Raw genomic sequence first — 13,424 nt, forward strand, 5'->3', positions numbered from 1 at the left:
ATTGACTAATCAAGTGAAGGCGTAGGTAATACGGAGATATACCTGACTTACCAACGTTTTTAGAAAAAAACTAATACTACTTTATTAAAGGGGAGAGTAACTATGGAAAAATACCGTATAGATATAAGAAAAGGAATTGAGTTTGGATTATATTCAATTGGTGATCATGTTTTAAATCCACATAATGGGGAGAAAATTACGCCAGAGAAAAGAATTCACGAACTAATTGAAACAGCTAAGTTAGCAGATGAGGCAGGGCTTGATGTGTTTGCTGTCGGTGAAAGTCATCAAACGCATTTTACAACACAAGCTCATACAGTTATTTTAGGTGCGGTCGCGCAAGCTACGAAAAATATAAAAATTGCAAGTTCAGCAACGATATTAAGTACATCTGACCCAGTTCGAGTATATGAGGATTTCGCTACAATTGACTTGATTTCTAATGGACGTGCAGAAATTGTGGCTGGTCGTGGATCTCGTATTGGAGGATATAGTTTACTTGGTTATGACGTGAATGATTATGAAGAATTATTCGAAGAGAAGATGGATCTTTTATTAAAAATTAATAACGAGGAACATGTAACATGGAATGGACAGTTCAGAGCACCGCTCGCACATGCATCGGTTATTCCGAGAGCGAAAAATAATAACTTACCAATTTGGCGTGCGGTTGGAGGTCCACCAGCTAGTGCAATTAAAGCGGGACGCGCGGGTGTACCAATGATGATAACAACACTTGGTGGTCCAGCAATTAACTTTAAAGTGTCAGTAGATGCTTACCGCGAGGCGGCTGTACAAAGTGGATTTGATTCAGCTAGTTTACCAGTTGCGACAACGAGTTTATTTTATACGGCAAAAAATTCACAAGATGCACTTAGTGAATATTACCCTCACATTAATGCTGGTATGCTTACACTGCGCGGTGGTGGGTATCCGAAACAGCAATTTACAAATGCAATAGATTACCGTGATGCTTTAATGGTTGGTAGCCCACAACAAATCATTGAGAAAATGCTGTACCAATATGAATTATTTGGCCAACAACGCTTTATGGCACAAATTGATTTTGGCGGTGTACCATTTGATAAAATTGAGAAAAATATTGAATTAATTGCTACTGAAATTTTACCAGCCGTTAGAAAACATACAGCAAAATAAATAAAAAAACTGAGAGTCTAATCGACTTTCAGTTTTTTTATTTGTTCTGGAAAAATGACAAAAAAATGAACTTTTAGTCGAGGAAGAGGGAAGTTATTTTCTATTTTTGAATAACATTATTTCGAGTTTGAATTTTAAAAATACATTTTTCTCTTGACAAAAAACAAGCGTTTATCGAGGGTAGTTTCGAGGACATTTTTTCGGGTGAAAGTCAAGTGTATGAAGAGAAAAACGATTGTTTTATAGATATAAAAGTAAGAAGTATATTGAAAAAACACATTTTGCTAATGAGAAAAATCTGATTCAAAAAAATGACAAAAGACATATTTCAGACAAAATGATGTCAATAATACGTCAAAAATAACCTGAATTTACTATGCAGGTATATTATACAATTCGATTAACGAATAAAACACTACAGAAATAGTGAAAAGGTAAAAAATAGCATTACAATAGTTTGAAAAACTGAAACTTCATATTTTTCGACAATACATACAAAATGTTTTTGTCTTTTCGTATTTCTTAATAATTGAGTTTGATAAGATTGCTCAATTAACTTTTATTATAAAAACTATGAAGGAAGTGATTTTAGTATGGAAACGCTCGAATTGGCACGAATACAGTTCGCATCAACAACGATTTTCCATTACTTTTTTGTTCCGCTGTCAATTGGTTTAGCTTTTATTATTGCGATCATGCAAACGTTGTATGTGGTAAAAGGGCAAGAAGTATATAAGAAGATGGCAAAGTTTTGGACGCAATTATTCCTTATTAACTTTGCAGTAGGTGTAGTAACAGGTATTTTACAAGAATTCCAGTTTGGTATGAACTGGTCAACGTATTCACGTTTTGTAGGTGATGTATTTGGTCCATCACTTGCGATTGAAGGATTACTGGCATTTTTCATTGAGTCTACATTCCTGGGGTTATGGGTATTTGGTGAGGATAAATTACCGAAGCGAATTCACTTAATGTGTATTTGGCTCCTTTCAATTGGAACGATGTTATCAGCATTCTGGATTTTAACTGCAAGTGCATTTATGCAGTCACCTGTCGGGTATGAAATGGCAGCTGATGGTCGTGCGCAAATGAATGATTTCTTAGCCATTATTCAAAACCCACAACTATGGGTACAATTCCCGCATACAATTACAGCGGCAATTGCAACAGGTGCATTCTTTATTGCTGGTGTAAGTGCATGGAAAATTACAAAAGGACGAGAAACTGTAGTATTTAAAAAATCTTTCCGAATTTCTATCATTGTTGGAACAATTACAACGGCGCTTGTATTATTCTTCGGTCATGCACAAGCGCAACAATTAATTAAGACACATCCAATGAAGATGGCGGCAGCTGAAGCGCTATGGAATACAAGTGAGGATCCAGCACCATTTACAGTATTTTCGAAAATTGATACAGAGAAGAAAGAAAATTCGTTTGAAATTCAAATCCCTTATATGCTAAGTCTATTATCGTATGATAAGTTTAGCGGTCAAGTTGAAGGGATGAATCAAATTCAAAAACAATATGAGGAAAAATATGGACCTGGAGATTATATTCCTCCAGTGCATACAATGTTTTGGAGTTTTAGAGCGATGGTAATGAGTGGAACATTCATGCTTCTTCTAGGAGCTTACGGATGGTTCTTATCAAGAAAAGATCGTTTAGCGGAAAAAACGTGGTATTTAAAATTAATGGTGTATGCAATTTCTCTTCCATTCATCGGTAATACAGTAGGGTGGATTATGACTGAAATGGGTCGTCAACCTTGGGTTGTATTTGGTGTAATGAAAACAGAAGATGCTGTATCACCAAATGTAACATTCGGTGAAGTATTATTCTCACTTATTTCATTCACATCAATGTATTTAATTATGGGTGGAATTTGTGTGTACTTATTTGTTCGTACCATTAAGGGCCACACGAATAAGAAAACGAAAAAGGATTATCAAAGCCATGATCCATTTGATAAGGAGGAAGAGTATGTTATCTCTTAATGAGTTATGGTTTTTAGTTATTGCAATCTTGTTTGTTGGATTCTTCGTACTGGAAGGTTTCGACTTTGGGGTAGGAATGGTTTCGAGGTTTTTAGGAAAGAATGATTTTGAAAAACGAGTTTACTTAAATACAATAGGACCGTTCTGGCACGCGAATGAAGTATGGCTTGTTTGTGCTGGCGGAGCGATGTTTGCGGCATTTCCGCACTGGTATGCAACTTTATTTAGTGGTTTTTATATTCCGTTTGTATTTATGCTTCTTGCTTTAATTTTAAGAGGTGTTTCCTTTAAATTTCGTGCGAAAATAGATAATCATAAATGGAAGAGTGCATGGGATTGGGGAATGTTTATTGGAAGTATGTTACCTCCTATCCTTTGGGGAGTTGCGATTGCAAACTTTATGGTAGGTGTACCTATTGATGAGAGTAAAAATGTTGTAGGTGGATTCCTGCAATTACTTCATCCATTTGCGTTACTTGGAGGAGTAATGTTTCTCCTACTATGTATTGTTCACGGATTACAATTTCTTACGATACGTACAACTGGTAAATTGAGAGAACGTGCACGAATTGCTGCAATAAAAATTGCACCATTTTCATTAATTACACTTCTTGTTTTTGCTGGTGTGGGGTTATGGAAAACCGACATTTTCACTGCTCATGGAACAGAATGGATTATGGTGCCAATCGGAGCTTTTGTAGCACTATTAGTGTCCACTTTATTAAATAAAAGAAGAAGAGATGGTTGGGCTTTCTTTATGACGAGTTTAACAATCATTTTACTAAGTGCGAGTGTATTTATCGGTATGTTCCCACGTGTTATGATTAGCTCTTTAGGAGCAATGAATGATTTGACAATTTACAACGCAGCATCAGGAGCTTATGCATTAAAACTTATGACTTACTTTGCGATTGCTATTTTGCCTTTCGTTATCGGAAGTCAAATATGGAGTTATTATGTATTTAGACAACCTGTTAAGTCAGACAACGATTTGGAGTACTAATGAAAAGAAAAAGAGGACTTCCGTCTTATCCCGGTAGCCGTATTTTATATGTAGCGTTAACGATTATTAGTATTTTAGAAGCTTTTAGTATTATTGCGCAAACAATCTTTTTAGCACGAGCTATTACGTTTTTATTTCATGGAGAGACAGTACAAACAATATTAAGTGAAATTGTTTATTTTGGTATCGCGTTTGCAGCGCGTCATATAGTAGTTCGAACATCACAAATATTAGTGGAACGTTTTGCTGAAAAAACAGGGTCGTTACTAAGAAAACAACTAGTAGAGGCATATTTCACATTAGGTCCAAGGTATGTTCAAACTGTTGGGACTGGTCATCTGGTTACCTTATCAATTGAAGGGATTGAGAAATTTAAAACATATATTGAATTAACGATTCCTAAAATGATTAGAAGTAGCATCGTTCCAGGTCTAATTGTACTATATGTTTTTACGCTAGATATTGAGTCTGGAATCATTTTAGTTGTAACGATTCCTATCGTGATCATATTTATGATTCTTCTCGGATTAGCAGCGCAAAAAATGGCAGATAGTCAGTACGAGATATATCGTGTACTTTCGAACCATTTTGTAGATACGTTAAAAGGTTTAGAAACATTAAAGTATTTAGGGAAAAGTGAACAGCACGAAGGAAAGATTGAAAAAGTAAGTAAAAGGTATAGAAAAGCAACGATGCGTACTTTGCGAGTTGCTTTTCTTTCTTCTTTTGCATTAGATTTCTTTACGAGTTTATCAATTGCGTTTGTGGCAGTTGGATTAGGGATACGTTTAATAGATGGAACGATTATACTATTACCAGCCCTTACAATTTTGATTTTAGCTCCGGAATATTTTCTGCCGATTAAACAAGTGGGAGCAAATTATCATGCGACATTAGATGGACAAATTGCGATGGAGCAAATAGAAGAGATTTTGCAACAACAAAAAGGAATACAAAAGAAAGATTTAAATGAAGATATAGTATGGAATGCCTCTAGTAGCTTGAAATTACAAGACATCAAAGTTAATAATACTGAATCTGAAAAGGCTATATTAGAAGGAATTAATTTTACTTGGGAAGGTAACGGTGCTATTGGTGTTATTGGTGAAAGTGGTGCAGGCAAATCGACGTTAATCGACGTATTAGCAGGTTTTTTATCTCCTTCGAGTGGAAAGATGTTAGTAAATGGTGTAGAAGTTGATGGATCTACTCGTGAAGATTGGCAAAAAAATATCGCTTATATTCCGCAGCAACCTTATATTTTTCCGCTTTCATTAAAGGATAACATTCGTTTTTATGAAACAAATGCAACAGATGAAGAAGTTGAAAGAGTTATTAATGAAGTCGGCCTTCGTTCACTCGTTACATCACTTCCAAATGGGATGCACGAAAGAATTGGAGAAGGTGGACGTATGCTAAGTGGCGGACAAGAACAGCGTGTTGCTATGGCGCGTGCGCTTTTAAGTAAAAAACCAATCATTTTATTAGATGAGCCTACGGCACATCTTGATATTGAAACCGAATTTGAAATAAAGCAAGCGATGTTACGTCTATTTAATGGAAAGTTAGTATTTTTAGCAACCCACCGTCTACATTGGATGAAACAAATGGACCATATTCTTATTTTAAATAAAGGGGAAATGAAAGAAAGTGGGACGTATGAAGAACTTTTAGAGAATGAGACATTACATTTTCATAGGGAAGAGAGGGGAGAGAAATGAGTAACTGGGTTAAACCTTATATAAAACAAAATAAAGGTAGAATGACTTTAACTATTTTCCTTGGTCTTCTTGGAGTTAGTTCAGGAGCGATGTTACTTTTTATTTCAGGTTATTTGATCTCAAAATCTGCCCTTAGACCAGAAAATGTAATGGCTGTATATGTTCCTATTGTTGCAACAAGAGCGTTTAGTATAGGGCAAGCTGTATTTCATTATATAGAGCGCTTAGTCGGACATGATGTCGTACTACGTATATTAGAAAAAATGAGAACGAGGCTATATAGAATAGTAGAACCACAGGCGTTATTTTTCCGTTCTCGATTTCAAACGGGTGATATGTTAGGAGTGTTATCCGAAGATATAGAGCATTTGCAAAACCTATATTTACGTACAATATTTCCTAGCATATTAGCGCTAGTTGTTTATAGTATCTTCGTACTTGTTATCGGTGCATTTGATTTTGTTTTTGCACTTATTGTAGGTTGTATGTTAGCTATTATCGTTTTTCTTCTTCCGTTTGTATCATTACTTTTGATGAAGAAACATCATGTTACTTTAAAGCAAGGAAGAAACCGTTTGTATCAACAACTGACAGATGCTGTTTTTGGATTATCCGATTGGCAAGCAAGTGGTCGTAAAGATGAATTTATTAATGAGTATGTAAAACAAAATGATCAGTTGTTAAAAATCGAAAAGAGAGTGAAACGCTGGTATCATATTCGGGACAGTATCATTCAATTAGTAGTAGGTATTGTAGTTATTTCGATGATCATATGGACTGGGAATGAAGCGGCAAGTGAACAAATTGCTCCTACAGTTATCGCAGCTTTCGTATTAATGACTTTATCTGTAACGAACGCGCTTATTCCTATTGCAGATGCCATCGATCGAATACCGTCGTATGTAGAATCTACCCATCGTCTTAATGGCGTAGAAAGTGATAGTGTTTTACATGATGAAACGGATTTGCATGGAGAGAAAGATTATATTGAACCAAAACATGTAGATATTGAACTGAATCACGTATCGTATAGTTATCCAGATAGTAATGAGATTGTATTAAAAGATGTATCATTACAAATAAAAGCAGGGAAGAAAATTGCTATTTTAGGGAGAAGTGGGACAGGGAAATCTACTTTACTAAAATTGTTAACAGGGGCGTTAAGCCCAGTAAATGGCCAAGTTGTACTAAATGGTGAACGAGCTAATACGAATCTTTTATCTAAATATATTTCTGTATTAAATCAAAAGCCGCATTTGTTTGATACGACAATTGGAAATAATGTACGAATTGGCAAACCAGAGGCGACGGATGAAGAGATATGGAAAGCTTTAGAGAAAGCACAATTAGCTTCACATGTTACTTCTCTTCCAGACGGATTACAAACAAAAATGCATGAAATGGGAAAGCGGTTTTCTGGTGGGGAAAGACAAAGGGTTGCTTTTGCTAGAACTCTTATGCAAGAAACACCAATTATTGTACTTGATGAACCGACTATCGGTTTAGATCCAAAAACAGAATTGTCTTTAATTGAAACAATGTTTTCTGCAACGGAAGAAAAGACTGTTATTTGGATTACGCACCATCTTGTAGGAATAGAACATGTAGACGAAGTTATATTCCTTGATCGTGGCCAAATTGTCATGCAAGGTAGTCATAAACAACTTCTGAAAGAAAATGAAAAGTATCGTAAACTTTATGAGTTAGATAAAGGAATATAATTTGAATAAGCAATAATTGCAAAAATAGCTACGCCTAATGGTGGAGCTATTTTTTTTGTTAGATTGCAGGTGTATATGATTGTTACGAATTAAAAATGAATTTCATATTATACATATAATGGAGGGGATGTACATGAAGGAACAATATAAAATCATTGTTTTAAGTGATGAATTATCAGGGGATAGGATTCGAAATACGTTAGACAAAAATAAATGTAAAACAATAGTTCATGTTGTGGACGTTTCAGATGTTGTTCGTATAGAAAGTTCTTTTCAATATATAGTCATTTGGAGAGGGGACGCAGAAAAACTTACAAATGATTTGATAAATAGGGGCGTGCAAAGTTCAAAAATTATTAATTTAACAAAATACATGTATGAATGGAAGGATAAATTAATTTCTATCTATCAAATAAATCCGGATCTTATGTCTTTATACATTTCTATGAAAAAAGCAAAGAGTGATCCGACGTATGAATTGTTTGCTACCGGTTTGTCTTATCCGCATTGTGGCATAAGTACGGAGCTTCTCTCAAAAAAGTCAATAAAATTAACACTTCCATCGCAAGATCTATACTATGATTATTTAATAGCGTCACAACTTTTATCAAACAATCATTCATTTCAATATTGTTTAATAGGAATAGCCTATTTCTCGTTTTACTTTGATATGTCGTTATCCTCCGAATCATATAGAATTCACAAAGTATATTATCCATTGTTTCAAGATGGTCATCATACTGTAGTTCACTCTCCTCTACCCACTGATGGATTCTCCCATCTAAATACTCCGAAACCACTTCTTTCTATTTTTAATTTGCATTTTGAATATATTTTATTAGATGAACTAAAAGATGAATCATTGATACTGCCTTGGGTAAATGCTGAATGGAATACTACTCCTCTTCATATTCCTTTTGAAGAACACGGGAAAATAAGAGCAGCTTCACATGCTAAATTGGCGTATCCTCAAACTTTAGTTGAAAATAAAATAATTTTTAAAAAATATTTAGAATTACTGTTAAAAAATGATATAAAACCATTAATTGTTGTATTCCCAGTTACTTCACATTATTTCAATTGTAGTAGTAAGAAATTAAAAGAAGATTTTTATAAAGTTATAAATTATTTTCAAACTCAATATTCTTTTCAAATTATAGATCTATTTGATTCACCATTATTTTGTGATGATGATTTTTATGATAGTGATCATATGAATAAAAAAGGTGCAAATAAAATGTCCGCATTATTAAATATGTTTATTCAGGAACGAAAAGTATGATAATTTGTTTCATGTTTGCATAAAAGTATATAGGCTCCATACAGTTAAAGTAATGTGATTTTTGTGTCGCGTATATAAATAATATGCGAAGAGGTGAGAGAGTTAAAATGAGAACTCGTATTGAAAGAACTGAAGAGGTGGTAGAGCAACTTCCGTTGGTAAGTGTATTAATTCCTACGTATAATCGTCCTCGTTACTTTGAAAAGGCGCTATGTAGTGTGTTAGAACAAACGTACCCTAATATAGAAATTATAGTTGGAGATGACAGCACGAATGATGAAACAGAAAAAGTGTTACAAAAATACTTATGTGATCATTCAAATATTATTTATATAAAAAATAGATCAACTCTCGGACAATTTGAAAATGCGCTAATGTTATTTAATGAAGCGAACGGTGAATATATAAATTTTTTAATGGATGATGATGTATTTCATGTGAATAAAATTGAAAAAATGATGAAGTATTTTTTCGATGATTTAGATAATGAAATTAAGCTTGTAACATCTCATCGTCAAGTCATTGATGATAAAGGAAAAGAGCTACGACATATTTATTCGACTGTCCGTTTATTTGAAGAGGATACCATTATAGCGGGAACAGAATTAGGAAATAAGGTAATTGTGGATCAAAAAAATTATATTGGAGAACCGACAACAGTTTTATTTCGTAAAAATGATTTACAAGAACCGTTTGGGATTTTTGATAAGAGGCGGTATTTATGTAACGTAGATATAGCTTCATGGTTATCTTTATTAAGTAAAGGAAAAGCTGTATATATAGCAGAGACACTTAGTTACTTTCGATTACATCCAGATCAACAGTTAAATGAATCTAATAAAATGATGGATGGGTTAGAAGATTTTTCACACAGTATTATAGCAGGAGAACAATATGGTTTCTTATCCACTGAAAAAGAGTTAGACAAAGCGATAACTAATTTTCTAGATTATGCAAGAAGGATAGTTCCATCATCAATATTATATACATTAGACTATTACCAAAAAATTAGAGCGAAGAAAATAAACATAGAAAAGAAAAAACAACATATAAATAATAATTCTTCTTTACCGAAAGTAAGTATACTTATTCCTGCATACAATAGACCTTATTACTTGGAATTAGCACTCAACAGCGCTTTGAATCAAACATATGAAAATATTGAAATTATTATTTCTGACGACAGTACAAATGATGAAGTCAATGCTATGATTCAACTGTACTTACGTGAATATGAGTGTATTACATATGTTAAAAATGAAACGCCGTTAGTTGCCGAAAACTTTAATAAGTGTGTAGAACTTGCGAATGGGGACTATATAAACTTTTTATTAGATGATGATTTATTTCATCATGAAAAGATCGAGAGAATGATGAAATACTTTTTGACGTTAGAAAATATTTCATTTGTAACGTCATATCGTGAACTGATTGATGAGAATGGAGAGATATTACCACCTTCAACATTAAATATGAAAATCGCGAAAGAAACTACACTTTTTGAAGGAAAAGAATTAGGAAATTATATGTTAAAAAACTTGAAAAATGTAGTTGGTGAGCCGACAACAGTTTTGTTTAATCGGAATTTGTTTGACGGGAAGTTTGGATATTTTAAAGGAAAGGCTTATTCCGCTATTAATGACATTGCAACTTGGCTAGATATGATGAGGAAAGGAAAAGTAGTTTATATACATGAACCTCTTAGTTATTTTAGACAGCATAGTGGACAAAATCAAAAACAAATGCATTTTATTTTAATGACAATTGAAGAGTGGATTGAATTAATTATAGATGCATATAATAGTGGGTTTTTAAGCTCCGAAAGTGAGTATAAAGAGAGTTTATCTTATTGTTTAGAAAATGCGGGATTTATAGTTAAGGATGCAGTAAGAAATGGCGAACTAGATCAAATTTATAATGAAAAGATAAAAAAAGGCTTAAACAAGTTAGTTGCTCATATGTTCGAGAAAGAATGTTGTTATTGTCAATATTGCAATCAACAATTTGAAAAATTTTCACCTTGGCCAGCACATTATGATTTTCCGAAATATAAATTTGAAATGTGGAATAAAGATACAGGGATATGTCCAGTTTGTAATTCGATGGATCGTGAAAGATTGTACCGTGCGTACATTGAAACGGAAACGGACTTGTTAAATAGAAAATATACTATGCTTCATATTGCACCTGAAGCAAAGTTAAGAGATTGGTTTAACGAGTATAAAAATATTACGTATGTATGTGGTGACTTAGAACCAAAGGATCCATTAATGAAGGAAATTGATGTTACAAGGATTACATATGATAGTAATACTTTTGATGTAATAGTATGTAGCCATGTGTTAGAACACGTTCCTGATGATGACAAAGCAATGCGAGAGTTATATAGAGTGTTAAAGCCAAATGGATGGGGAATTATTCAAGTACCGATCGTAATGAATGTAGATTTTATTATAGAGAATGAATTAATTGTAACACCACAATTGAGGAAATTAGCTTTTGGTCAAGAAGATCATGTGAGAATTTACAATCAATCGGGATTTATTCAACGATTAATGAATGCAGGATTTAAGGTAGAATTATATAACATAGCGGAAAAACAAGGAATGAAAAGTGCTAGGAAATTTGGATTATCTGAAACAGATATGCTCTATATTGTCCGAAAATGATAGGAAGGAATAGATAGATATGGAGAGTATTCCTTTTTTACGTGCTTCAACTGTACCTGTAAGTGAGTATTTGGATGAATTGAAGGAAATTGATACATCTCACATATATACGAATTATGGACCTATAAATCAACGTTTTGAGGAAACAATTATGTCGTCATTTTTTCAAAACAGGGGAGCTGTTACAACAGTAGCAAACGCAACGTTAGGGTTAATGGCGGCTATTCAACTAAAGAAAAGAAGAAAGGGAAAGTATGCTCTCATGCCTAGCTTTACATTCCCTGCGACTGCCTTAGCCGCTATTTGGTGTGGATTGGAACCTTACTTTATTGATATTTCAATAGATGATTGGTATATGGATAAAACCGTACTTTTGCATAAGATAGAAGAATTAAAAGAAGAGGTTGCGATTGTTGTCCCGTACGCCACTTTTGGATCATGGATGAACTTAGAAGAATATGAAGAATTAGAGAAGAAGGGGATTCCGGTTGTCGTAGATGCGGCGCCGGGATTTGGTTTAATGAATGGAGGAATGCATTACGGTCAAGATTTTAGTGGAATGATCGTATATAGCTTTCATGCAACAAAGCCTTTCGGAATTGGTGAAGGAGGGCTCATATATAGTAAAAACGAAGAAGATATACAACGTATTAAAAGAATGGGGAATTTCGGATTTGATAGAAATCGTGAATGCACGATGATGGGGTTTAATTGTAAAATGTCTGAATACGCAGCAGCTATTGGGATTGCGACTATAAAAAAGTGGGATCAAAAATTAAAAGAACGCACTCGTATTTCTGAATGGTATAAACAGTTGTTACAAAATACTGGGTTAATGAAAAAAGGGTGGAAAGTCCAAAAGACAGAAGCAGTTATTCACCAATTTATGCCTATCATTTGTCCAGAAGAAGTTCGCAACATACAAGTAATAGAAGAACTGAAAAAACAGAAAATAGAAGCTAGATTATACTTTTCACCATCTTGCCACCAACAAGTTCTTTTTAAAAACTATAAGTCTACAGATTTAACAAAGACGAATAAAATAGCAAAACGAATCGTAAGTTTACCTTTATGGGAAGGAATGACGAAAGAACTAGTAGAGCAAATTGTAATCTGTTTAGAGCAGAAGGTGGTGTCGGTAGATGAATAGTTTTTATAGTCAAGAAGAACTAAAGGAAATTGGATTTTTATCTGTTGGGAAAAATGTATTGGTTAGTAAAAAAGCAAGTATATATAATCCGAGTGCTATATCAGTTGGCAATCATGTAAGAATTGATGATTTTTGCATTTTAAGTGGTAAAATCACAATTGGAAGTTATTCGCACATATCAGCGTATACAGCGTTATATGGAGGGGAAGTTGGGATTGAAATGCATGATTTTGCAAACATCTCAGCTAAAACAATCGTATATGCAGTACTTGATGATTTCAGTGGAAATACATTAATGGGGCCAACCGTCCCGAATCAATATAGGAATGTGAAAGCAGAAAAAGTTATTTTAAAAAAACATGTGATTATTGGTGCTAATTCTATTATTTTTCCAAATGTAATTGTAGGAGAAGGTACGGCAGTCGGCGCGATGAGTATGGTAAAAGAGAGTTTAGATGATTGGTATATTTACGCTGGAGTTCCCGTAAGGAAAGTAAAACCTCGTCAAAAAAAGATGCTAGAGTTAGAAATTGATTTTTTAAAAAGCATTTATTCTTAACAAAAAAGAATGAATGCTTTTTATTTTTATCCCGCTATTTGCCGATAAAGAGTCGACTGGTGAGGGCTAATTAAAGTTTCACTTTATGATAGAGCAGAGTGTATCTTAACTTATTATGTTTTAAATTTTGCTGACCAAGGCAATACTGAGCCATAGTGAATGTA

General features: G+C 33.8%; 9 protein-coding genes. All 9 read left to right on the top strand.

The window, feature by feature from the left end; translation table 11 throughout:
* Window positions 1-102 precede the first annotated feature (102 nt).
* The 9 genes from HMPREF2590_RS09945 to HMPREF2590_RS09985 all read left to right on the top strand — a co-directional run bounded on the left by HMPREF2590_RS09945 (window position 103) and on the right by HMPREF2590_RS09985 (window position 13,260).
* On the top strand, window positions 103-1,158 hold the full coding sequence (locus HMPREF2590_RS09945) for an LLM class flavin-dependent oxidoreductase (protein WP_000417541.1): 1,056 nt from the start codon (window positions 103-105) through the stop codon (window positions 1,156-1,158).
* 593 nt (window positions 1,159-1,751) lie between these two features.
* Window positions 1,752-3,155 carry a cytochrome ubiquinol oxidase subunit I gene (gene cydA, locus HMPREF2590_RS09950; protein WP_000448873.1) on the top strand — a complete coding sequence of 468 codons (1,404 nt, stop codon included), beginning with the start codon at window positions 1,752-1,754 and terminating at the stop codon, window positions 3,153-3,155.
* A complete protein-coding gene (gene cydB, locus HMPREF2590_RS09955) occupies window positions 3,142-4,158 on the top strand; it encodes a cytochrome d ubiquinol oxidase subunit II (RefSeq protein ID WP_000950083.1) in 1,017 nt (338 codons plus the stop codon). The genes cydA and cydB overlap by 14 nt, the downstream gene beginning before the upstream one ends.
* The gene (gene cydD / locus HMPREF2590_RS09960) at window positions 4,158-5,879 is read left to right on the top strand and encodes a thiol reductant ABC exporter subunit CydD (RefSeq protein WP_000824027.1); all 1,722 of its coding nucleotides are present in this window, start codon (window positions 4,158-4,160) and stop codon (window positions 5,877-5,879) included. The genes cydB and cydD overlap by 1 nt, the downstream gene beginning before the upstream one ends.
* Window positions 5,876-7,600 carry a thiol reductant ABC exporter subunit CydC gene (gene cydC / locus HMPREF2590_RS09965; protein ID WP_000073648.1) on the top strand — a complete coding sequence of 575 codons (1,725 nt, stop codon included), beginning with the start codon at window positions 5,876-5,878 and terminating at the stop codon, window positions 7,598-7,600. Before cydD ends, cydC begins: the two co-directional genes overlap by 4 nt.
* A 133-nt stretch (window positions 7,601-7,733) precedes the next feature.
* Window positions 7,734-8,882: a hypothetical protein gene (locus HMPREF2590_RS09970; protein ID WP_070861393.1), complete on the top strand. Its 1,149-nt coding sequence runs from the start codon at window positions 7,734-7,736 to the stop codon at window positions 8,880-8,882.
* A gap of 107 nt (window positions 8,883-8,989) precedes the next feature.
* Window positions 8,990-11,551 carry a glycosyltransferase gene (locus HMPREF2590_RS09975; protein ID WP_001260424.1) on the top strand — a complete coding sequence of 854 codons (2,562 nt, stop codon included), beginning with the start codon at window positions 8,990-8,992 and terminating at the stop codon, window positions 11,549-11,551.
* A 19-nt stretch (window positions 11,552-11,570) separates the two neighbouring features.
* A complete protein-coding gene (locus HMPREF2590_RS09980; protein WP_000443946.1) occupies window positions 11,571-12,701 on the top strand; it encodes a DegT/DnrJ/EryC1/StrS aminotransferase family protein in 1,131 nt (376 codons plus the stop codon).
* Window positions 12,694-13,260 (top strand): acyltransferase, encoded by a 567-nt coding sequence (locus tag HMPREF2590_RS09985; RefSeq protein ID WP_001084165.1) that lies wholly within the window; start codon window positions 12,694-12,696, stop codon window positions 13,258-13,260. The genes HMPREF2590_RS09980 and HMPREF2590_RS09985 overlap by 8 nt, the downstream gene beginning before the upstream one ends.
* The last annotated feature ends 164 nt before the right edge of the window (window positions 13,261-13,424 follow it).

Source organism: Bacillus sp. HMSC036E02, assembly GCF_001836235.1.
Lineage (GTDB): Bacteria > Bacillota > Bacilli > Bacillales > Bacillaceae_G > Bacillus_A > Bacillus_A cereus.

Excerpts from the sequence above, each read along its gene's own strand:
- HMPREF2590_RS09945 (WP_000417541.1), top strand. The coding sequence starts at position 103 with ATGGAAAAATACCGTATAGATATAAGAAAAGGAATTGAGTTTGGATTA.
- cydA (WP_000448873.1), top strand. The coding sequence starts at position 1,752 with ATGGAAACGCTCGAATTGGCACGAATACAGTTCGCATCAACAACGATT.
- cydB (WP_000950083.1), top strand. The coding sequence starts at position 3,142 with ATGTTATCTCTTAATGAGTTATGGTTTTTAGTTATTGCAATCTTGTTT.
- cydD (WP_000824027.1), top strand. The coding sequence starts at position 4,158 with ATGAAAAGAAAAAGAGGACTTCCGTCTTATCCCGGTAGCCGTATTTTA.
- cydC (WP_000073648.1), top strand. The coding sequence starts at position 5,876 with ATGAGTAACTGGGTTAAACCTTATATAAAACAAAATAAAGGTAGAATG.
- HMPREF2590_RS09970 (WP_070861393.1), top strand. The coding sequence starts at position 7,734 with ATGAAGGAACAATATAAAATCATTGTTTTAAGTGATGAATTATCAGGG.
- HMPREF2590_RS09975 (WP_001260424.1), top strand. The coding sequence starts at position 8,990 with ATGAGAACTCGTATTGAAAGAACTGAAGAGGTGGTAGAGCAACTTCCG.
- HMPREF2590_RS09980 (WP_000443946.1), top strand. The coding sequence starts at position 11,571 with ATGGAGAGTATTCCTTTTTTACGTGCTTCAACTGTACCTGTAAGTGAG.
- HMPREF2590_RS09985 (WP_001084165.1), top strand. The coding sequence starts at position 12,694 with ATGAATAGTTTTTATAGTCAAGAAGAACTAAAGGAAATTGGATTTTTA.